Raw genomic sequence first — 22,254 nt, 5'->3', positions numbered from 1 at the left:
GCGTTTCAATCCGAGAAATAGAGAGAAAGGATGGAAAAATCATATCCTTTCTTATATTTTAAAAAAGGGGGACTACTATGTGTTTCTCCACCTTAGTAAATATGCCTGTTTCCTTAGTATGCTGCTGCTGCTTAGCGGCTGCTGGAGCCAAATCAATTTTGATCAATTGACCGTTGTTTCAGCCATTGGTTTGGATGTAAATAAACAGGGGCAGCTCCAGGTTACCGTCCAGCTCGTGAATCCGACACTTCCCGTTGCCGCTGGTGGAGGCGGACAGCAGCGCAGAGCGATTGCCACATATTCGGCAAGCGGGTTAACAGTTGAAGATGCACTTGAGACGATTCGCAAGCAGGCGAAGAAAAGCCTCTTTTTCTCCCAGACGAAGGTTCTTCTCATTGGAGAACGTTTAGCCAGACAAGGCCTGGATCATAAGATGGATTTCTTCTGGCGGGAGCCGAATCAGAATTTCAACTGCTGGGTGATGGTTTCACGGCGTCCTGTCAAGGAAGTGCTGACTGATTCCAAAGAGCTGCAAGCTGTAGCCGCCGACGAATGGAAAGCTTATTTTAAAAATAAAACCTACAAGCCGACAAGCGGCGGCATCCAGCTTTATCAATTTTTGCCTAGACTGGAGCAGTCAAGCTTTCAAGTAGCAGTGCCTGGATTGCTTCAGGTTGACAATTCAGGCTCTAAGGATATCGTGATGGAAATTACGGACCTTGCTGTCTTTCGCAATAATCTGATGGTAGGCTGGCTGAACAGCGAGGAAACGCAGGTTGTAAGCTGGTTGACCCAGCTATCCGCGCAGGGCTTATTCCAAATGACTACCGAGGATAAGAAATCAATCATTTTTGATTTGAAGAACATCCATATTGCTATGAAGCCAACATTTGAAAACGGACAGTTGCAAATGAACGTACGTATGAAGTCCAATGCTTCCATTAAGACGTCCACCGATACGCTGGATTTGACGGATAAGAAGACGACAGACTTAATCAAATCAGAGCTGAGCAACGCGATTACGGCATCCATAGAGAAAACCCTGTATAAGCTCTTTCGCTCCTACAAGAGCGACGCTGTCGGTTTTGGAGAAACGATCCATCGCAAAGCCCCAAAAAGCTGGGAAACGCTGAAAGATGGCTGGAACGAGGAGCTTGCTAATATTAAGGTACAGAGCAGCATTTCGATTGAGATTGTAAAATCCGGCTTGCTAATTGACAGCAATATAAAAAAGGATGATGCACAGTGAAAAAGAGTCTAATTTCATCGGGTGAATTCTTTTTCATCATTTTTGTATCGATTACCTCGCTCACATTTTTCTCGGTTCCGAGCCTGCTGATCGCTAAGGTTAAGCAGGATTTGTGGCTGTCGATGGCTTTGGGCGCTTTAATCGATATTTATGTTGCTATTCTGCTTTATCGGCTGGGTAGATTGTACGCTGGCCAATCGTTAATTCAATATACACGCTCCATTTTAGGAAAAGCGGGCAAGGTTGTCGGCCTCATTTTCCTGCTGTTTTTTCTCGGAGTGATGGTTACGGCGATGTGGATTTATTGTGATTTTTTGTCTCGGACGCTTATGCCTGAGACGCCTCGCCTGGTCTTCTCGATCTCGATGACGATATGTGCCGGGCTGGCTGCCATAAAAGGTGTGGAGGCGATTGCAAGACTGAGCCAAATTATTGGCGTCATTATTTTGTTAACCTCCATTGTTTTATTTACCAGCTCCATTCCTTATATCCAGCTGCACTATCTGCTCCCGCCCTTTGAGTACGGCATTTTTCCCGCCATAAAAGGTGCCATCTATCCCGGCAGCTGGTTTGGCATTTGCATAATGATGGGGATGCTGATGCCGCATATCAAACAACAAAAGAGCATTTTAAAAATGAAGGTTTACGCCGTTGTGCTTGGCACTTCGATCATGACAATTTATTTATTGTACAGCATAGTGGTGATGGGACCCGTGATGGCAGCGCATTTTGAAAATCCAATCTATATCCTGTCGAGAATTACTCAGTTTATTATTTTCGAGAGGATCGAGGTGCTGCTGCTGCTCATCTTCATTTCCGGATCGTTCATTACCATCTCAACCTTGTATTACGCGATTACGGAAGGAACTGCGCAGTGGCTTGGGTTGAAGTCACATAAACCATGGGTATATGTATTCGGTGCCGTACTTGTGTTGAGCCCTATGTTTCCGTACAGCAATGAAGGCAGCATGGTTGATCGTTATTTAAGCTATTGGTTTCCGCTCGTATCGCTCATTATTGAAGGAGGCTTAATGACGTTCATTTTTATTTGGGCTATGATTAAAAATAGGGCGAGCCGCTCCTCTTCTTGAGCGATTCACCCTTAAGTCAAACATGATCCAATGTTATACATGAATGGAGCTTGTAGAGTGCCTAATGATCAGCTCGGGCTCCAAAACAATGCGCTCTGCTTTTGCGGCAGCTGATTTGTCCTGCAACGTTTCTACCAGCAAATCAACAACCTTTTTCCCCATCGCTTCAATAGGCTGGGCAATCGTCGTTAGCGGCGGGTCACTGACCGAGGCTAAAATCGTATTATCAAAGCCGATAACCGATACATCACGTGGAATACGAAGCTTAAGCTCCTTCGCTGCTTGCAGCGCGCCGATGGCGAGCAGCTCATTACAACAGAACAATGCGGTTGGCCGCTCCGTGAGCTTCAGCAGTTCCAGCGCTTTGCGCTTGCCGTCCTCCAGCGTATAGTCGCAAAACTTGACGGAAGCATCGGACCAGGGCAGACCCGCTGCTTCGACGATGCTTCTAAATCCGCTAACCCGCTCGCGGCTGCTGCTGACCTTCATATGCTCGGCAAGCACCGCGACCCGGTGATGCCCTTCCTTCAGCAAATGCTTAGCGCCAAGCGCTCCGCCTTTATAATCCTCCACGATGACCGTATGCACGGCCAGGGCAGGCATGTCCCGCGCAATGAGCGCTACAGCGATGGACTGTGTCAGCAGCGGCTTAATAATATCTTCGTTATCGATTCCGGTACCGATAATGATGCCGTCCACGCTTTTTTGCCGCAGCAGCGACAAATAACGCTCTACCCGCTCGTCTTTATTGTCCGTGCTGCATATGACGAGGCTGTAGCCTAATCGGCGGCTCTGATCCTCAACGGCGCGGGCAATTTCAGCGAAAAAGGGGTTGGATATGTCTGGAACGAGCAGGCCAAGTGTATACGTCCGCTTCCCGGTCAGCGCGGAAGCGATTACACTAGGCTGGTAGTTAAGCCGCTCCATAATGCGCATCACTTCATTTCGCCGCTCTTCGCTGATTTTCCCTTTGCCGTTAATGACTTGGGAGACCGTCGCAATGGAGACGCCCGCTTCTCTGGCGATATCATAAATAGTAGCTTTCATAAACGACCTCCGTTACTTTTGAACTGGTAGACTTATTATGTATCACAGCATGTTATCTTGCAATGAAATTGGTGTAATTGGCTTAAAATGATAGAAACCAGCCTCCGCAAAACGAAAGCTGGTTTCTACTATTAGTTGTTGCCCTTGTAAAACGGCGCTGCTTTCTAGGCTTTAGCCGTATCTTCAGCAGGCTTCGTCATAATCCAGGCATGGTCCGGATCATTATGAAATTTCCAAATGCGGGTAGGTCCAGCCATCACGTTTAAATAATACACCTCATAGCCAGGAGGCGCACTTACAGGGTGGTAGCCGCGCGGCACGAGAACCGCTTCCCCATTGCGAATGACAAGCGTCTCGTCAAGCGAGCGGTCGTCCGTATACACACGTTGAATGGCGAAGCCCTGCTCAGGCTCTACGCGAAAATAATACGTTTCCTCCAGCAGCGATTCTTCCGGCAGCGCATTCCGGTCATGCTTATGCGGCGGGTAGCTGGACCAGTGTCCGCTTGGCGTAAACACTTCAACGACGAGCAGGCTGTCCGCCGGCGCTGTTTCTGGCAAAATATTATGGATTTGCCGCTCCAAATTGCCATATCCGCGCTGCTCTACACCTACAGCATCCGGGGCAATCAGTCTCGCTTGATGCTGGCCTTGGCCAGGAGCAGAGCAAATGGCGATATCCAGCGCAGTTACGGCTTCAATTTGATAAAAATCATCATTGGGCACGTAAACCGAATATGGCGGAATTTTCTCAAATACGCTCATCCGCTGGCCGATATTGCTCCACTCTTCTTTCTGAGTGCGCACATCCGCGCGTCCGCTCAGCAGCACGAGGCATACTTCATTTTCAGCCGTATTCTGCTTAAGCTGCTCGCCCGGCTCCAGATGGACGATGCGAAAACCAACATACTCCCATCCTGCGCTTTGCGGCGTTATGTTCATGAGCTCGCCCTGCTCGCCCGGAGCAGCGCTTGGTTTTACGATTAAATCAGACACTTGCGCACACAACCTTTCTTGTATCCGTCTACTTACGTAAGCTCGTGCAGCTCGCTTAGCTTCACTGGCCGTCTAAGCTTTACTGACAGCTTCGCCGCTCTTGCAATCCGCTCGGCTTGCAGCGCATCGTGACCATCGACCTTTACCTTCTTATCCAGCAGCAGCGCTTCGATAAACAACTGGGTTTCCTCTACATAAGCAGCATTGTAACGTTCAAGGAAGAAGTGCAGCGGCTTATCCCGCACAATGCCCTCGGCTGTGCTAATTTCCGCTGTATTCGGGTGATCATTCGTTGCGGCGGCACTGCCCTTGGAGCCGAATACCTCGACACGCTGATCGTAGCCATATACGGCTTGACGGCTGTTGTCGATTACGCCAAGCGCCCCGTTTTGAAAGCGCAGCGTCACAATCGCAGTATCGAGATCATCGCATTCCGCGAATACAGGATCAATGAGAATATTGCCTTGCGCAAAAACTTCCTCAACCTCGCTGCCTGCCAAAAATCTGGCCATATCGAAATCATGAATCATCATATCCATGAAAATACCGCCGGACACCTTGATGTAATCTTTATGAGGCGGGTTCGGATCGCGCGACGTAATTTTTATAATATGCGTCTCGCCAATCGTTCCCTGTTCCACATGCTCGCGAATCCGTTTAAAGTTGTGGTCAAAGCGGCGGTTAAAGCCGATTTGCAGCTTTACGCCCGCTTTCTGTACCGCTTCGACTGCTTCCTCTGTTTGTGAAAGCGTCATGCTGACCGGTTTCTCGCAAAAAATATGCTTGCCTGCTTCCGCAGCTTGTTTAATAAGCGGCACATGTGTATCTGTTGAAGAGCAAATGAAAATGGCGTCAATTGCTGGGTCTGCGATAAGCGCAGCGCTGTCTTTCGTAACGGTAGCGATGCCGCGTTCAGCAGCCCATGCTTCCAGCTCCACGTTTGCGAACAAATCGCTGATTGCGGCAATTTCCACCTGCGGGAGCCGCAGCAAGTTGTCGGCATGGATTTTTCCGATGCGGCCTGCACCGATAATGCCGATTTTAATTTTTTGTACCATTTTGATTGGTCTCCTTTATGCGATTATCCGTTTTTCAATAAGCTACCTATCAGGCTACCAACGAGCGGTCACCATTTTTTTGCGCGTATAAAATTCGACGCCATCTGTGCCGTTGGCATGCAGATCGCCGTAGAATGATTTTTTCCAGCCAGAGAAAGGGAAGAACGCCATTGGCGCTGGTACGCCAAGGTTGACGCCGAGCATGCCCGCTTCAATCGTTTCGCGGAATGTACGGACGTTGCTGCCATCCTTCGTGAATAGGCAGGCGCCATTTGCAAACTCCGACGCATTGGCAAGCTCAATCGCTTCTTCCAGCGTCGCAACCCGTGCAATCGCCAGTACCGGAGCGAAAATCTCATCTTTCCAGATCGTCATTTCCTTCTGTACGCCGTCAAACAAGGTCGGGCCGACAAAATAGCCCTTCGCATCTGCCGCAGCCGCAGCATCTTTGCGTCCGTCGCGCAGCAGCTGTGCGCCTTCCTGCTCGCCGATTTCAATATAGCGAAGCGTCCGCTCTTTATGTGGTCCACGAATGACCGGACCGAGGAAAATACCTTCCTCCAAACCGTTGCCAATCGTTAGCGAATCCGCTGTTTGCAGAAGCTTGGCTACGAGTTTGTCAGCCACGTCACCGACAGCGACGACAACCGCACAAGCCATGCAGCGCTCGCCTGCCGAGCCGAAGGCAGCGTTCGTAATTTCTTTAACCGTCAGATCAAGGTCGGCATCCGGCATAACGATGGAATGGTTTTTCGCGCCAGCGAGCGCTTGAACGCGTTTGCCTTCCGCCGTTCCTGTGCGATAGACATACTCCGCTACCGGCTGCGAGCCAACGAAGGAAATGCCTTTTACATCGGGATGCTTCAGCAAGCCGTTAACGACATCATGCGCACCATGAACGATGTTCAGCACGCCAGCCGGAAGACCCGCTTCCTGAAAAAGCTCAGCAAGACGATTCGCAAGCAGCGGCGTCCGCTCCGATGGCTTGAGCACGAACGTATTGCCGCAGGCGATCGCAAGCGGGAACATCCAGCATGGCACCATCATAGGGAAGTTAAACGGTGTAATACCGCCGATTACGCCAATCGGATAGCGGTACATGCCAGATTCTAGTCCAGTCGCAATGTCAGAAAGCTGCTTGCCCATCATCAAATTAGGCGCACCCGCCGCAAATTCGACGCATTCAATGCCGCGCAGCACTTCGCCATAAGCTTCGGCGTAGCTTTTGCCGTTTTCTTTCGTTACAAGCTGTGCCAGCTCTTCCCAGTGATCAACGAGCAGCTGCTGGTATTTGAACAATACGCGTGCCCGTTTCGGTACAGGTGTGCGGCTCCATGAAGTGAATGCTTCCTTCGAATTGGCTACAGCCTGCTCCACATCTTCCTTCGAAGATAGCGGCACATAAGCCAGCACCTCTTCCGTTGCCGGATTGTAAACGGCTTCTGTCTGCTGTGATACGGAGGCTACCCATTTTCCACCAATCCAATTGCTTAATGTTGCTGTCATATCCACTCAATCCTCTCTGTTTTAAAATTAAATGATGATTTCGCCGCGGTTGCAGCGGTCAATATAGTCTTGAACCTGCTCGGCGGACGGCATAGCGTCAGAGCAGCTGTGGCTGGAAATGACGATACAAGCAGCGGCGCTGCCGAACTCCATGCTTTTCTCAATCGACCAGCCCTGCATGCTGCCGTACAAAAAGCCTGCCGCATACGAATCGCCTGCTCCGAACGTTTTAATGACTTTGGCAGGGAAGCTTTTGGCCCGGTGCGAAGCGCCATCCTTCGTGTAAGCAATGGAGCCGTCCTTGCCATGCTTGATAATGACAATTTGTGCGGCATAATTAAACCATTTCGCTGCGGTCACATGGTCATCACGCTCCGGATTAGGCTCGAATGTTTCCATATTGTCAAATTCTTCTCTAGTACCCATAATAATATCGCATTTTTCAGCAGCCAGGTTGTAATAGATCGCCGTTTCCTCCGGCGAGTTCCACGTATATGGACGGTAGTCAAGATCAAAGGCAATAACGACGCCATGCTTGCGGGCATAATCGATGGCCAGGAACACCGCTTCGCGTGAAGGGTTTTGCGCCAGCGCCGTCCCCGAGATAAGGAGCATTTTAGACTGGGCAATCAGCTCTTCGCTAACCTCCTGCGGCTTAAGCAACAGGTCAGCGACGTTGTCGCGGTACATTAAGATGCTGCATTCCGACGGGCTTTTAATTTCGGTAAAAGCAAGCCCTGTCACTGCACCGCTGTCATCCGTAACGACGCCCGAGGTGGCAATTTGATTATTTTCCAAATACGTCGTAATAAAACGGCCCATTTGGTCATCGGCAACCTTGCCGATAAACGATGTTTTCATCCCGAGACGGGACATGCCAATCGCAATATTCGCCGGAGAGCCTCCAACGTATTTGGTAAACGTCATGGTCTCTTCCATCGGGCGATTAATTTCATTCGCGTTCAGATCGATGCACAAGCGGCCAATGGCCGTAAAATCCAGCGGCTTCGCTGCGTCATAAGTGATATAAGCCATTCGAGGGCCCACCTCCTAAAGTTATTTAATGTTATGAAATACTTAATTAGATTTATTTAAAATATAAGCATGTATAAGTTTCACACGTATCATCTGCTTATATTTCACCTTCGAAACGGTAGCTTAGCCGCCAAAGGACGGTGACAGCCGTTTCACCTTAACGAAGTTAAGTAACCAATCGCTTTCTTCGCATATTCATATGGATTATGAGTCGCAGGGTCCTGTTCGCCTTCAAGCATCGCCCAGCCGTTATAGCCGCGAGCCGTGAGCTCCTGAATAACTGGCGCAAAATCAAGGCAGCCGTCACCCGGCACCGTAAATACGCCTTTGCGAATACAAGTGACGAAATCGGCCTGCTCTGAGCGGGCTTCATCGAGTACTGACTGGCGAATATCTTTCAAATGAATATATGCGATGCGGTCATAATGTTTATTCAGCACATCCAGCGGCTTCGCTCCGCCATAATAAGCATGACCTGTATCAAACAACAGGTGCACATAGGCCGGGTCCGTCAGCTCCATCAGCTTGTCGATTTCCTCCGGCTGCTCAACTACGGTTCCGCCATGATGATGGTAAGCCAGCTTTAAGCCGTATTCAGCAGCTATTTTTCCGGCAGCGTTAAGGCCTGTCGCCAGCGACTGCCAGCCCGCTTCATCCAGCCGCAGCACTTCCGTCTCATTCGGCGTACGCCGCGGATCAAAATGCAGCGAGCCGCCAACCTCAGCCGTGCTAATGACCTTGCTCCCCATGCTTTGCAAAAACTCGGCATGCTTTCGGTAGCCCTCAAGCTCAGCCTCGCGGTAAGCGGGATCAGAGAACAGCACCGATTTCCACTGGGACACGAGCTGAATGCCTCGCTTGCCCAATTCCTCGCGCAATACGGCAGTGTCGGCCGGATATTTGCGCCCCATTTCCGTTCCGGTCAGCCCCAGCCGCTGAATATCATCCAAAATCTGCTCATAGGTCGTATCCGCCCCATGCTCCCGTACATCCTCGCCAACCCAGTTAATCGGGTGAATGCCGAGTGAAAATGTAAATGGCTTCATCGCTTACCCCAGCTCCTTATTCAAAAATAGGATCAACCTGTTACAGCTGCTTTGCCTTGCTGAGCTTTGCCTGCATCGCTTCATGCGCCTTGAGAACTTTGTCGCTCTCTGATACAGCAGGAACGCCAACATGCCACCAGGATTCATAGCCGCCGGAGTTCGTGCCCGGCAATACGCTAATTTCGATCAGCGTCGTGCGCTCTTCCTGTTTCGCCTGAAGCAAAGCCTCACGCAGCTCCTCCGTATTGGTTGCTTTGTATGCACTGGCCCCAAGACTGCGGGCATGGGCAGCAAAATCAATCGGCAGCGGCTGTCCGGTATATCTACCTGTGCTCGCTTCGCGGTAGCGGAACTCATTGCCGAAGCCATCACTGCCATGCTCGCGCTGCAAGTTATGAATACACTGGAACCCATGATTGTCAAAAAGCAATATCGTAAACTTGCGCTGTTCCTGCAAGCTCGTCACCAGCTCGGAATGCAGCATCAAATAGCTGCCATCGCCGACCATCGCATACACCTCGCGCTGCGGCTCGGCGAGTGCTGCTCCGAAAGCGCCGCTAACTTCGTAGCCCATGCAGGAAAAACCATATTCCATATGATACGTTTTCGGCTCGGTCGAACGCCATAAGCGGTGCAAATCGCCAGGCAGGCTTCCGGCAGCGCCAACAACGACGGAAGAAGAATCAATCGTTTCATTAATAACGCCGAGTGCCCGGGTTTGGGAGAAGCCGCCTTCAAGCTCTTGCTTGTAAAGACGATCAACCTCTGCATCCCAAGCTGCTTTGCGCTGCGCCACTTCCGCATCGGTGTAGCTGCTCTTGTAATTCGCTGCTTGCAGCGCTCTTTGCAGCGCTTGCAAACCAGTGCGGGCATCGGCAATTACCGCTTCACCGCCCAGCTTCGCTGCGTCAGCGCCATTTAAGTTAATGTTGATAAACTGCACATCCGGGTTCGCGTATGCGGACTTGGAGGCGGTTGTAAAATCCGAGTAGCGCGTGCCGACGCCAATAACCAGATCAGCCTGTTTGGCCCATTCATTCGCTGCCAGCGCGCCGGTGACGCCAATGGCTCCTGCATACAGCGGATGGCGCCAATCGAATGCGCTTTTTCCGGCCTGCGTTTCCGTAACCGGAATGCCGAAAGCTTCGGCGAAGGCTTGCAGCTCGGAGGTCGCAGACGCATACAAGACGCCGCCTCCTGCTACGATAAGCGGATGCTTGCTCGCTGCAATGCGCTCTGCTGCACGGGCTACCGCATCTTTCGTCGGTTCGCGGCGGTCAACATAATGCACGCGTTTTGCAAAGAAGCTTTCTGGATAGTCATAAGCTTCCGCCTGCACATCCTGCGGCAGCGCGAGCGTGACCGCTCCAGTCTCTGCCGGATCTGTGAGCACGCGCATCGCTTGCAGCGCTGCCGTAATCAGCTGCTCTGGACGAACGATGCGGTCCCAGTAGCGGCTGACAGCCTTGAAGGAATCCGTAGCCGAAAGGGTATAGTCGCTGCTTACCTCAAGCTGTTGCAGCACCGGGTCCGGCTGGCGCGAAGCGAAGTTATCGCCGGGCAGCAGCAGCACCGGAATGCGATTAACGGTCGCTGTTGCCGCAGCCGTTACCATGTTCAGGGCACCTGGGCCAATCGAGGTCGTGCAGGCATAAATCTGCTTGCGGTTACGCTGTTTGGCGAAGGCTGCTGCTGTATGCACCATGCCCTGCTCGTTTTTGCCTTGAATAAAGGTCAGGCTGCCTGCGCTTCTTTCCAATGCCTCTCCCATGCCGGTCACATTGCCATGACCGAAGATGCCGAATACCCCTTCAACGAACTTCGTTTCCTCGCCATCTACCGAAATGTATTGCTGATCCAGAAACCGCAGCAGCGCTTGCGCCATCGTCAGTCGAATCGTCGTCATGCCCATTTCCTCCTATCGCAAATGTATGATTTTATCCTTTTCACCACAGTTATAATAAGTTGCCTTCTGCTCGTTTTATGCTTTGGATTAAGCGCTTAACTCACCAGAAGAATGGCGCCTAATGTTTTAAATTAAGCGCTTCACCCATAGGCTACTACAACATAGAGCCGCTGACAAGTTTTTTCTTTTGACCTTGCTTTTACCACATCTTATTTTGCGTTATCGTCGTTTGTTTGCGTTTGCAAATGCCGCTTTAGCTTAGCGACTTCTGTGCCGGCAAGCATCATAATGCCAATGCCGTGATTGTCGTTGACAACCGTCCGCAAATCCTGATCATAATAATCCGCTGTGAAAGCGTAGCGCGAGCCGCTGCATACGCCATGCACATTGCCCTGCCGGTCAATGGCGTAACGCGTCAAGCCATCCCATGCACGGAACGCAGCATTCGTGATAGCGGCTGGCTGCTTCACCCAGCCGAAGCGAACGCCCCGAGCGAAGCCATAAGCAAACATTGCCGTGCAGGACGCCTCCAAATAAGTATCTGGACGATTGACTACCTGATGCCATAAGCCGCGATCTGATTGACGAGCGGCATAGCCTTCGCATAGCTCATTAAAGAAGTCCAGCAGTTCATCGCGCAGCTCATGAGCCGCAGGCAAAGCTTCCAGCACTTCTGTCAGTGAAAAAATCGTCCAGCCATTGCCCCGCCCCCAAGGGATGCCTGTCGCCCTGTCATATTTAAAATCATACACATGGGACATTAGCTTCTCACCGGGCATAAACAAATAGTTTTTGAAGCGCAAAAATTGCTTCGCCGCTTCATCCAGCGCCTCCCGATTGCCCGTTAAGCGAGCATAGCGGCACAGAAATGGCGTACTCATGTACAAATCATCGGCCCACATCGTATTGGCAGCATACTCGCCCTCGCAGGTGCGATAAAATGCGCCATCGGGCTTGCGCTCCAGCTTATTTAGCATAAAATCAGCGATGCGCTCGGCAATTGGCTCTACGCTTGCAGTAGCGAGCCCTTGTCTAGACTCCAGCATAGCCGAGCCGAATGAGCCGCAATTATCGAGCATTTTCATCATGACGAGCTGCTGATTAATGGCTGGGAACCCATATTGCTCACGATCCCAGAAGGAATAGTCGTACATTTCCGTACATGCCTCAACATGCTGAGTCGCATAGCTGACGATATCTGGACGATCCAGAAAACGACCGGTTTGCAGCAAGCCGTATATCGTGACGCCAAGCGGATAATCCCACCGCGCATAATTGGATACCGTACCGACTGTCCATTTATTGCTTAGCATGGCATTTTCGTAATAAGGACGTACCCAAGTGTTCGGTTGGTCGAGCTGCCAGTAGGTGTGCAACATCTGTCCCTGCTGAACAGGCTGCGATGCCTTGTTTAGAGCATATAGGCAATCCGTGCGAACAAGCTGCTCCCATGTAGGGTTAGCCGCCCCAGCTTCAAACGGCCCGACATATAGCCATTGTCCTGCTCCCGAACCATGCACTTGCTGCGGCAGGCTCATTGTGACAGCGCTGCCATCATTGGCGTTAGCCGCCGTCAGCTCAAAGCCCCAAGACTGCTGGCCGCACACGCTGCGAGCTACGAAATGATGCTTGCCAGCTTCCAGCAAAAGCTCAATGCGAAACGATCCTGCCGCTGTGCTTTCACCTACCTGTTTTCCTTCAAGCCACAAGGTAAGCTCGCCAGAGGACTCGCCTTCAAGCACGACTGCTTGTTTCCCAGGCTGCGGCTGATACAATGTCGTCCACGCATAGGCAGCTTTGCCATGCTGCTCTCCGAAAATCCGCTCCAGCTGGCCAAGGCTGCGCTCCTCCTCTGTCCAATCGATAACCGGCAGCCAGTCCAGACCCGGCTCCTGCTGCTGTGATCCCATTAAATCCGGCTGCGCCACTTCTACCCGCTTGCCGGCCTCAAGGGCTGAATCAACCGGCTGCGAGAAAATCCATCCCGACTGCCCATAACGCTCCTCGAATGGTGCACGAACATTCATGATCCTTACTTTGGCCTCGTCGGAGCCGATTTGACAGCCGAAGCCCGCTGGCGTGCAAGTCATCGACAGCCATAAGCTGTTCCAGCCCTTTGCAAATACTAGACTCAGCTTAACCGTTGCATCCGGGCTAATTTCCTCTATTACATTCGAACGAAAAACTAGCTCGCCATTGAAATACAGTCTCACAGGACCAAGGCAGCGTACATTAATATCCAAGCTGCGCTCCTCATCGCTCCATACGAGCCCTGCTCCATAGCTCAGCTGCCCAGGTTTTGCCTCAGGAAACCGTGAAGCAAGATCCAGCTCATACAGTCCCTCTGCATTTTGCAAAACGCCATTTTTGTTGAAAGCGCGGAAAATAAATCCTGCCTGCGGATTCGCACCCACATAACGGTCGGCCAGCAGCTTCAAAATAGCGGTATCTTTGTCGCCAAAACGATGCTGTGCACTTTCCTCTGCTTGAAAATAAATCGACATCGAATGATCACAAATCCTTTCCATGGCGTAGCTTGCTATCCGTTAATCTATTTTATGAAAAAGCGATTAGGTATAGCGCTTAACTTGGTGAAAATGAACCGCGCTTGCAATCGCCAATGAACGGGCAATTTACATGACGCGGTATTGAAATTTAAACCTTATGCAGCCATTATAGCTGAAAGCGCTTCATTCTGTCATCTCTTTTTTTAAAAAAAACGCCGCTATTTTTTGCTCAGGCTATTTATTCATTCGCTTGAACAATAAAATCGACCATTGAACGGGCCGTCACGCGGCTATCCTGCTCTGTTCCGCCCGTGCTTGCACCTGCGTTGAAATCGCCCAGTTCATGCGGTATAAACGTGACCGTTTTCACCGTGCCTGGCAGCAAATCAAAGAAATTATCACTGAAGCGGCCTTCACGCTCACATGTCAGCCAGACGCCTTTGGCCAGCGTATTCGTCTCCAGCGTCCACTGTGCAACGCCGTTGTGCTCGGACTCTGTTATTTTGAGCTCGGCCTGTGCCAGCGTAATGTCCTTCATTGCCTCAAAATAATGCAGCTCGCTTGCCAGAGTGTGGCCATCTGCTTCATCCAGCAGCTCTGCCAGCAATACGCTTGCCGCGGTGTCGGCAGCTCCAAGCAGCTCGGAGCGCTGAAGCGTCAGCACATTAGCCGCAGTATTTGCTGTTACGCGGACAGGAGTACTTTGCTCGCCCAGCAGCTCACCGCTAAAGCTGTACAGGCGCAGGCGCAGCTGGCCTCGTACGGGAACAAGCTGATCTGATACGATGTGGAAGCTGATTTCCCCTGCTTCCTTGCGATCGTCTACCGACAGCAGGCAGTCTGCGAAGCTTCGTGCTGCATAATATTGCAGCGCCTTCCAGCGACCGTAATAATCCATGCCCGCCCAGGAGGCTACAGGCCAGCAATCATTCATCTGCCAATACAAGGAGCCCATGCAATACGGCTTGCGGCGGCGATGTGCTTCAATAGCCGTTTTCATCGCCTCTGCCTGCAATATTTGGCTCATATACAAAAACGAAGGGAAATCCTTCGGCTCGGACATATACATCTCCATATATTGCTTAATGAGTCGGTTGCCGGCGCCATTTTTCTGATGGGCGAGCATGACTGTGGATTCCAGCTCCATATCCGCCTCTTCCGCATAGCTGCGCACCGATTTGTATTCCGGGAACGACTGGAAGCCATATTCGCTCATGAAGCGCCCGACGTAGCGATTATAGTTTTCGAATGGCTCTACATTATGCCAGACGCCCCAATAATGAATATCTCCGCTAATCGAGGAAGAATCCGAGTGCTGCGTAAGGTCGCCGGTCAAATCAACCATTGGCGAGGAAGGCCAATAATCGATTCCTACCGTCAAGGACGCTACAGCTTCTGGCAAAATGCGATGGAAAATCGCCTCATAGTCTGCCCATAGTTTCGTTTGCTGCTCCTGCGTGTACGATTTTTTCCAGCCCCAGCCGCCATCTGGAATATAATGCGACCATGCGGTATCGATTTCATTATTGCCGCACCATAGGGCGATCGACGGATGATTGCGCAGACGCCTAATGTTATCTTCAGCTTCCAGCTGCACGCTGCGCAGAAACGCTTCGTCACCCGGATACATGCTGCATGCAAACATGAAATCCTGCCACACGAGGAGGCCATATTGATCACACAACTCATAGAAGGCTTTTTCCTCGTAAAAGCCCCCGCCCCAGACACGAAGCATGTTCATATTTGATTGTACGGCGCTTACGATTTCATGTTTATAACGGTCGTAGCCGACTCTCGTCGTAAAGCTGTCATTTGGAATATGATTCGCGCCTTTGGCGAAAACCTGAACCCCATTCAGCTCCATATAAAAGGAAGTGCCGACATCGCCCTGCTGCCTAACGAGCCGGATTGTGCGAAGTCCCGTCGTTACCTTTTGCGAATCATATCGAACTTCGTTATTGCTATGCCAGCATTCGATCTGGAACGTGTACAGTTCCGGCTCGCCCAGACCTCTGCACCACCATAGGCGCGGATTTTCAACTTCAAACGGAATTTCAATCGTCTGTTTGCCTGCGGCTAAAGAAGCAGAATGCCCGCTGAACATGCCATTATCGGATGCTGCCAGCTTCAGCAGGACATCGCATTCGCGCTCAGCCTCCAGTTCAATGACGGCTGTAAGCTTCGCTAGCTCTGCCCGCACCTCATCCTGACGGATGTATACATCGGTAATCCGGACATAGGACCAGCCCTCCAAATATACGGGACGCCAAATACCGCTCGTTACGAAACGCGGGCCCCAGTCCCAGCCGTAGTGGTAGGGGGCTTTACGGGCAAATACGCTAATCTTCTTATCGTCAAGTCCGCCTACTTCGGATTGATCATTTGGTGCCGGCAGCGCATAACCAAGCTGAGCCAGCTTCGGCAAATCTTCTTTAATCGGCGAGCGGAACAAAATACGCAGCTCATTGTCGCCAGCTGTCAACCTGTCCGTAACATCAACTCTCCACGTACGAAACATATTATCTGCCGCCAGTACATGTGAACCATTCAAATACACATCCGCATATGTATCGAGGCCCTCGAACACGAGCTCCTGCTTCGCCCCAGCAAGCTGCTCCGGTGAAGGCTGAAAGCTCGATACGTATTCCCAGTCTTTTTTGTCCACCCACTGCGCGTCCTTCTCATTCGTTCCGTAAAAAGGATTTGTCAGCCGGCCATTTTGAATTAAATCCGTATGTACATAGCCTGGCACGGCAGCAGGCAGCCATTCTCCCTGCTCTTGTTCCTTAAATCTCCAATTCCCAATCGTCCATTGCTCTTTCATCGTATCCTCCTGAAAATGAAAAAAGTCAGCTAAACACATGAAACCTTACTCCGGGGACTGAGCCGCCGAAGCAAGGTTGCCATGCATTTTACCGCTAATTTAACACTAATAAATATATTGTTTATGACTTGTGTTGCTCTATTAAGATAAATCAGCTAGTGGAAGCTGCTATACTTAGTAGCCCAAAGCTGTTTTAGCTTCTTTCCATTTCGCATTCAGCTTGTCGAAAGCTGCTTGCAGATCGTCAGCAACCAGATACTCTTGTACATAGTTGCCAGTACCGATGCCGATTTGCGCTTTATTGGCAATTTCATTGAATTTTGGATCTGTAGCTTCGCTTTCCAGCAGTGTTGGGTTAGTTGCTTGGAACTCAGCCAATTGAGCAATTGTCGACTGTGCCGACTTGTCGATTGGCATGAATCCGGATTGCTCTACATAACCGGACTCTTTCACGAAGAAGTTGACCCAAGCTGTCGCAAGCTCTTTGTTTTTGCTGTCTTTGCTTACGCCAACCAAATAATCCGAACCAAGCGGTGCATTGTATTTGCCGCTATTGTCGTATGGAAGCGGGAAGAAGCCAATGTCGTCTGACGATGCGCCAGCGCCTACGATTTGTGGAATGACCCAGTTGCCAAGGAAGTACATAGCCGCTTTACCCGATGCAACCTCGCCTTTCGACATTTCCCAGTTGTTTGTCGACAGATCTTTTTCAACCCAGCCTTTTTCAATGAAAGTACGGCCGATATTGGCAAGAATACCCCAAGCGTTGTCCACTTTGAATGGTGCTTCATCTGTTACGAGCTTGGATACAAACTGCGGATCGCCCGCAACGTACCATGCAGAGCCGTCACCCCAGTTGCCCATTGGCCATTGTGCGCCATAGTTCATATAAAGTGGAATGATGCCTGCAGCTTTCAGCTTTTCCGCATCCGCATACAGCTCATCAAGCGTAGCTGGAACTTTATCGATGCCTGCTGCTGCAAAAGCTTTTTTGTTATACACGATCCCTTGCGTATTTACGCCGGTCGACAATCCATAACGTTTGCCATCGAACAGCGACAGGTCAGCGAAAAAAGTATTGGTGAAAAAATCATCCGGCAGCGGTTCAAAATATTTCGGATATTCCGAAACGGCAAGTCCAGCCGGAAGCATCAATACGTCGCCTGCTTCGCCCGTTGTTAGGCGAACTTGGATGTCTGTCGCATAGTTCGTCAAGCCTTCAAACTCAATTTCAGCTTTCGGATATTTTTCTTTAAAAGCTGCTGCGTATTTATCTAGCGTCCCATCGTTGAGAAAATCGGTACGATGCGTCAAAACTTTAATTTTGCCGCTCAGCTCGCTAGCTGCGCTTGCTTCCGGGCTTGCCGCGGAATCGCTAGGGCTTGCCGAAGCAGAGGCTGCTGGAGCGCTTTCGGCCGGCGTATTATTGCCGCCACAGGCAGCGAGAATGGAAGTCATCAATAAAATTGCGGAAGATAAAGCCAAGCTTTTTTTCATTTTGTTTCCCCCTGAGTCATATTTGGTATCGCTTACATCGTAATCATATACGCTATGAAAGCAAAATAATATGACGCTGTTTTGTTTTTATTGTCATGAATTATGCTAACAGCGTCAACGTTTGTTAGTTTGCTTAGCTGCGGCGCAGAAAAGCGTATTCCGCCTGCTCCATCAATTGGAGATTGCGGCTGATCAGCTCCGTGCGCTGCTCGACGCTTGCCCGGGAACGCAGAAGATCCGGCGGCGTTTGCTTCACATAATCGACAAGCTGGCCGATACTCGTTGCAGCAACATGTACTCTTGTATCGGAGGAAGCATAATAAATGTACACTTCGCCGCCCGGAAGCTGGACAGCGCCATTACAAAATACGACATTGGATACATCGCCTATCCGTTCAATCTTCTCTGGGGCAAGCAAATGACCACCTGGTGCGTACGTAACTTTGCTCGGATCATTCAAATCCGTCATGAAGGCATACAGGACGTAACGAAGTCCTGCCGCTGTATTGCGCACACCGTGAGCAATATGGAGCCAACCTTCAGCCGTTTTTAGCGGCGCTGGACCCTGTCCATTTTTCACTTCTTTAATCGTGTGGTAAAGCTTGCTGTCGACGATTGTTTCTTCGGCGATGACTGCCGGATTCATGCTCTCCGACAAGCCCCAGCCGATGCCGCCACCTGCGCCTGTATTAATAAAGCCGTCCTGAGGACGCGTATAAAAGGCATATTTACCATCGACAAATTCAGGGTGCAGCACGACATTTCGCTGCTGTGGCGACGGAGAAGCAAGATCCGGCAGACGCTCCCAGGTGCGCAAATCCTTCGTGCGGGCAATGCCGCCTTGGGCAACCGCGCTTGACGTATCGCCAGCTGGCGCTTCCGGATCTTTGCGCTCGGTGCAGAACAACCCGTAAATCCAGCCATCCTCATGCTTTACAAGCCGCATATCATACACGTTTATATCCGGATCTTCCGTTTCCGGCAGCAGCACGGGATAATCCCAGAAGCGGAAGCCTTCTGCGGGAGAGTCGCTTTCAGCAACTGCGAAAAAGGATTTGCGGTCAGCACCCTCTACCCGAACCATCAAATAAAACTTCCCACCCAGCTCAATGGCTCCCGGATTGAAAGCGGCATTAACACCAATTCGCTCCATTAAATACGGATTAGTCTCCGGGTCCAAATCATAACGCCAGTACAGAGGCGTGTGCTCATTCGTAATAACGGGATGCTCGAATCTTGCAAATACTCCATTGGACTGCTGAACTTGTTTATTAGGCGCATGAAGCAGCTGCTCATGCCGATCCGATATTGCTTTAAGCTGTTCCAACCATTGATTCATAAGGGCCTCCTTATTATTCATGTCTTATTTATGTCTGCTTTATTTATGTCCATTAATTATTAATGCCATTAATTTTAATTCGTTCCAAGCGCTCGATAGCTTCGAAGCAAGCCCGACTGTTGTGGTACGGGCATTTCCATGGATCGATTTTTGGATAGCTTGTATCTGCCACACCTTCACGGGATACTTGCCAGTGCCACTCGCCTGTCTCTTTATCGGATACGCAAGCTGCAATGAACTGCCAGCTGCCCCAAGCGGCATTCAAATACCGCTCCTCCTGCGTCAGCTCATAAGCATTCAGAAACCCAACCATCGCTTCCGCCTGCGGCCACCAATCCTTCGCTGCATCCAGATGTCCGTCTCCGTCGGCTTCATTATAAACGCCGCCATCCACATCTACGCCCTCGGCAAGCGTCACGTGCGCCATTTGAATAGCAGCTTCCCGCACGCGTTCCTCAAGCGCTTTATCGCCCAGCACTTCAGCCGCCTCCCACAGCAGCCAGCTTCCTTCAATATCGTGGCCATACGAGACATGGCGGGATTTGGAGTTCCATGCATCATCAAAAAACAGCTTAAAGTGATGACTTTGCGGATCAATGATGTAATCCAAATGCAGCTCTATGAGCGTCTTCAGCTTGTCGCGAAGCCCTTCCGGCTTCCATACCCGATACAAATTCGTATAAGCTTCCAGAACGTGCAAATGCGTGTTCATCGATTTCCGCTCATTGAGATCCTTGCCGCTGAGGCTCAAATCATCCGTTTCCTGCCAGTTTTGCGCCAGCGCTTCAATATAGCCCAGATGAACCGGATCAAAGGCATGCTTCTCCAGCAATCTGTAAATTTCCTCTGCCCACGGCAGCACGTCCTGCTTGCCAGTAGCCCGTACATATTCCGCTAGCGCATAAATAACGAAGGCCTGCCCATATACTTGCTTTTTCGTCTGAACCGGCTGCCCGTCCTTATCGACCATCCAATACAAACCGCCATACTCCTGATCGTGAAAATGTTCCCGCAGCGCACCCAAAGCCCGCTCTGCCAATTCCAAATAAGGCGCTTCCTTATAAATGCGGTACGCTGACGAGAATGACCACAAAATCCGTGCATTGAGCACGAGGCCCTTATCTGCATTTTCCGAAATGGACCCGTCGCTTGCCATATGTCCAATAAATCCGCCGTTCTTCTCATCTACCGCATGCTTCATCCAGAAGCCAAGAATTTGCTCGCGCACTTCCTCCGTCAGCGATTTTTGCCACTCTACAAAATCCAGCATGTTTTGCGTTCCTGTTACGTTGCTCATTTTTCTTTCGCCTCCCTAGCTTACTGGCTGTCCTTGTCCCTTGGCATAGTAAGCGCGGATGACCGCTGCCGAACGTTTGCCATACATGCAATAATCATCGTTGCGGGCAGCATCTTTCGCATCGTAAAGCTGAGCTGGCCAATCCCACAGCATGTAGCCGAGCATCCAATCGCGCTGGGCACAAGCAGCAAACATCGCTTCATAATAACGCTCCTGCTCGATTTCAGACGGCGCGCCTGGCAGCGACCAGTCATTCGGCTTTGCAGCCGAGCCATCACGGCTCGGACAGCCCGCCTCCATGAAGAAAAACGGCTTATTCCACTTCGCAATGCCCGCCTCTATACGATCAAGCTGCTCCTCGAATTGATCAATCGGATAATAGCCGCTGGACGAAATAATATCGACGGCATCCCACCAGCCCACTCGCTCTTCCTGATATTTATCGCAGTTATAAGTAATAGGTCCACTGTATAGCGTCCGTACCAAAGCAATTAAATCGCGCCATTCCTGCTCGCGTTTGTCCGTCTGGACCATTTCACAGCCGATGCAAAACATTTCGCAGCCCTCTTCCTCGGCTATCGCTGCATAATAGGCAATGAATTTTCCGTAGGAAGCGAACCATTCCCCCCAGCTCGGCTCCCCTGGCGTGTCCTGGTCGAAGAAGCCGATATGTGCCCGCCAAGTGCCATTTCCAACATTGACTACTGGCTTGAGGCATACTTTAATGCCGTGCCTTTTCGCCTCGCGAATCGCCCAGCGTATTTCCTCATCACTAACCGTCGGCTCGCTCCAATAGGGAATTTCCGTCGATTGCGGCGTATCTTGAACTGCTGCGAACGCAATCGCCGTCCAGTTAACGTTCAGCTTGGCCATTTCAGCGATGGAAGCCGCCGCCGCAGGCCCCGCCCACGTACCACGAACTCCCGTCCAGCCCCACGTCATTCCAAAAACCTGCTCATTCCACTGCTGCAAATGTGCTTCCCCCTTCAATTCGCTAACCTTGTATTGGATCGCCCTGTTATTTGACCGCACCGCTCGTTACCCCGGCGAAAATAAACTTTTGCATCGAGAGGAAAATCGCTACCGTCGGAATGAAAATTATTAAAATGCCCGCGGATATCACGTTCAGTTGAGCGGCATTCGGCCCGACAAAGGCATAAATAGCCGTCGATACAACCTTTAGCTTCTGGCTTGGCATATACAGATAAGGCGTGTAAAAGTCATTGTAAATCGAGATCGTCTTCAAAATAACGAGCGTCGCTGTTGCTGGCCCGAGCAGCGGGAAAATAATCGAGCGATAAATTTTAAACAGCGATGCGCCTTCCATCATTGCGCTTTCGTCCAAATCTTTCGGAATACTGTTGACGAATTGCAAATAGATGACGATTTGCAGCACGTCGGCTCCCAAATAAAGAATGATTGGCGCACCCATCGTGTTGTAAAGCGAGAAATACTTAATGACGCTAAATGTAGCAACCTGCGTCGTAACCATAGGAATGACTTGGGCCACGAGGTACATGCCCATAATTCCCTTTTTCAGCTTAAAATCAAATCTTCCCAGCGCGTACGCCACCATCGTGCCGAACATAATGTTGCCCGCTACAGCGATGACCAAAATGATCGCAATATTGCGGAAGCCAAGCCCGAGCTTGCCGATGTCGAACACCTTTTGAAAATTATCAAAATTCAAGAAGTTTGCTGGCAAAGCAAGGCCGGATTGATAATACTCGACCTGTGTCTTAAACGCCCCGGTTACAATGGAGTACAGTGGGAATAAGACGACGAACAGCGCAAGAACCAGCGTCACATATTTGAAAATTGTAAATAACGGTGAACCTTCTCTACTCTGCCCCATCC

16 protein-coding genes are annotated in these 22,254 nt (G+C 50.6%); 2 read left to right on the top strand and 14 right to left on the bottom strand.

Translation table 11 applies throughout. The annotated features are described in order from the left end of the window. Positions 1-79: 79 nt before the first annotated feature. A complete protein-coding gene (locus tag AC50Y5_RS10315; RefSeq protein WP_494860311.1) occupies positions 80-1,249 on the top strand; it encodes a Ger(x)C family spore germination protein in 1,170 nt (389 codons plus the stop codon). Beyond that, positions 1,246-2,340, top strand: coding sequence for a GerAB/ArcD/ProY family transporter (locus AC50Y5_RS10310; protein WP_056040425.1), 1,095 nt, complete (start codon positions 1,246-1,248; stop codon positions 2,338-2,340). Before AC50Y5_RS10315 ends, AC50Y5_RS10310 begins: the two co-directional genes overlap by 4 nt. A 33-nt stretch (positions 2,341-2,373) precedes the next feature. Here AC50Y5_RS10310 and AC50Y5_RS10305 read toward each other — a convergent pair whose 3' ends face one another. From AC50Y5_RS10305 to AC50Y5_RS10240, 14 genes are all read right to left on the bottom strand, one after another. After that, a complete protein-coding gene (locus AC50Y5_RS10305; RefSeq protein WP_494860309.1) occupies positions 2,374-3,387 on the bottom strand; it encodes a LacI family DNA-binding transcriptional regulator in 1,014 nt (337 codons plus the stop codon). Positions 3,388-3,551: 164 nt separating this feature from the next. Beyond that, positions 3,552-4,382: a 5-deoxy-glucuronate isomerase gene (iolB, locus tag AC50Y5_RS10300; RefSeq protein ID WP_494860307.1), complete on the bottom strand. Its 831-nt coding sequence runs from the start codon at positions 4,380-4,382 to the stop codon at positions 3,552-3,554. Between the two features lie 32 nt (positions 4,383-4,414). Next, entirely contained in the window at positions 4,415-5,440 is a 1,026-nt protein-coding gene (iolG, locus tag AC50Y5_RS10295; RefSeq protein ID WP_494860305.1) for an inositol 2-dehydrogenase, read from the bottom strand. 54 nt (positions 5,441-5,494) lie between these two features. Then, entirely contained in the window at positions 5,495-6,946 is a 1,452-nt protein-coding gene (locus AC50Y5_RS10290) for a CoA-acylating methylmalonate-semialdehyde dehydrogenase (protein ID WP_494860303.1), read from the bottom strand. 27 nt (positions 6,947-6,973) lie between these two features. Beyond that, the gene (iolC, locus tag AC50Y5_RS10285) at positions 6,974-7,981 is read right to left on the bottom strand and encodes a 5-dehydro-2-deoxygluconokinase (protein WP_494860301.1); all 1,008 of its coding nucleotides are present in this window, start codon (positions 7,979-7,981) and stop codon (positions 6,974-6,976) included. 152 nt (positions 7,982-8,133) lie between these two features. Further along, positions 8,134-9,027, bottom strand: a complete 894-nt coding sequence (iolE, locus tag AC50Y5_RS10280; protein ID WP_056040437.1) for a myo-inosose-2 dehydratase — start codon at positions 9,025-9,027, stop codon at positions 8,134-8,136. Between the two features lie 40 nt (positions 9,028-9,067). After that, the gene (gene iolD / locus AC50Y5_RS10275; protein ID WP_494860299.1) at positions 9,068-10,933 is read right to left on the bottom strand and encodes a 3D-(3,5/4)-trihydroxycyclohexane-1,2-dione acylhydrolase (decyclizing); all 1,866 of its coding nucleotides are present in this window, start codon (positions 10,931-10,933) and stop codon (positions 9,068-9,070) included. 209 nt (positions 10,934-11,142) lie between these two features. After that, the gene (locus AC50Y5_RS10270) at positions 11,143-13,461 is read right to left on the bottom strand and encodes a glycoside hydrolase family 88/105 protein (protein WP_494860297.1); all 2,319 of its coding nucleotides are present in this window, start codon (positions 13,459-13,461) and stop codon (positions 11,143-11,145) included. 217 nt (positions 13,462-13,678) lie between these two features. Further along, positions 13,679-16,264 (bottom strand): beta-mannosidase, encoded by a 2,586-nt coding sequence (locus tag AC50Y5_RS10265; protein WP_494860295.1) that lies wholly within the window; start codon positions 16,262-16,264, stop codon positions 13,679-13,681. A gap of 174 nt (positions 16,265-16,438) precedes the next feature. Next, positions 16,439-17,761, bottom strand: a complete 1,323-nt coding sequence (locus AC50Y5_RS10260; protein ID WP_056040445.1) for an ABC transporter substrate-binding protein — start codon at positions 17,759-17,761, stop codon at positions 16,439-16,441. A 133-nt stretch (positions 17,762-17,894) separates the two neighbouring features. After that, a complete protein-coding gene (locus tag AC50Y5_RS10255; RefSeq protein WP_494860293.1) occupies positions 17,895-19,100 on the bottom strand; it encodes a glycoside hydrolase family 130 protein in 1,206 nt (401 codons plus the stop codon). 52 nt (positions 19,101-19,152) lie between these two features. Then, positions 19,153-20,397: an AGE family epimerase/isomerase gene (locus AC50Y5_RS10250; RefSeq protein ID WP_494860291.1), complete on the bottom strand. Its 1,245-nt coding sequence runs from the start codon at positions 20,395-20,397 to the stop codon at positions 19,153-19,155. A gap of 15 nt (positions 20,398-20,412) precedes the next feature. After that, positions 20,413-21,339 (bottom strand): glycoside hydrolase family 113, encoded by a 927-nt coding sequence (locus AC50Y5_RS10245; RefSeq protein WP_494860714.1) that lies wholly within the window; start codon positions 21,337-21,339, stop codon positions 20,413-20,415. A 76-nt stretch (positions 21,340-21,415) separates the two neighbouring features. Beyond that, the gene (locus tag AC50Y5_RS10240; RefSeq protein ID WP_056040449.1) at positions 21,416-22,252 is read right to left on the bottom strand and encodes a carbohydrate ABC transporter permease; all 837 of its coding nucleotides are present in this window, start codon (positions 22,250-22,252) and stop codon (positions 21,416-21,418) included. Positions 22,253-22,254 lie beyond the last annotated feature (2 nt).

It is taken from the genome of Paenibacillus sp. JT22N7, from assembly GCF_059383875.1.
The sequence above is the reverse complement of the archived record's forward strand: the minus strand, read 5'-3'. Positions and strand labels throughout refer to the sequence as shown.

Coding starts and splice junctions, on each gene's coding strand:
- iolE (WP_056040437.1), bottom strand. CDS start 9,027: ATGAAGCCATTTACATTTTCACTCGGCATTCACCCGATTAACTGGGTT.
- iolG (WP_494860305.1), bottom strand. CDS start 5,440: ATGGTACAAAAAATTAAAATCGGCATTATCGGTGCAGGCCGCATCGGA.
- AC50Y5_RS10260 (WP_056040445.1), bottom strand. CDS start 17,761: ATGAAAAAAAGCTTGGCTTTATCTTCCGCAATTTTATTGATGACTTCC.
- AC50Y5_RS10255 (WP_494860293.1), bottom strand. CDS start 19,100: ATGAATCAATGGTTGGAACAGCTTAAAGCAATATCGGATCGGCATGAG.
- iolC (WP_494860301.1), bottom strand. CDS start 7,981: ATGGCTTATATCACTTATGACGCAGCGAAGCCGCTGGATTTTACGGCC.
- AC50Y5_RS10240 (WP_056040449.1), bottom strand. CDS start 22,252: ATGGGGCAGAGTAGAGAAGGTTCACCGTTATTTACAATTTTCAAATAT.
- AC50Y5_RS10305 (WP_494860309.1), bottom strand. CDS start 3,387: ATGAAAGCTACTATTTATGATATCGCCAGAGAAGCGGGCGTCTCCATT.
- AC50Y5_RS10245 (WP_494860714.1), bottom strand. CDS start 21,339: ATGACGTGGGGCTGGACGGGAGTTCGTGGTACGTGGGCGGGGCCTGCG.
- AC50Y5_RS10250 (WP_494860291.1), bottom strand. CDS start 20,397: ATGAGCAACGTAACAGGAACGCAAAACATGCTGGATTTTGTAGAGTGG.
- AC50Y5_RS10290 (WP_494860303.1), bottom strand. CDS start 6,946: ATGACAGCAACATTAAGCAATTGGATTGGTGGAAAATGGGTAGCCTCC.
- iolD (WP_494860299.1), bottom strand. CDS start 10,933: ATGACGACGATTCGACTGACGATGGCGCAAGCGCTGCTGCGGTTTCTG.
- AC50Y5_RS10265 (WP_494860295.1), bottom strand. CDS start 16,264: ATGAAAGAGCAATGGACGATTGGGAATTGGAGATTTAAGGAACAAGAG.
- AC50Y5_RS10270 (WP_494860297.1), bottom strand. CDS start 13,461: ATGGAAAGGATTTGTGATCATTCGATGTCGATTTATTTTCAAGCAGAG.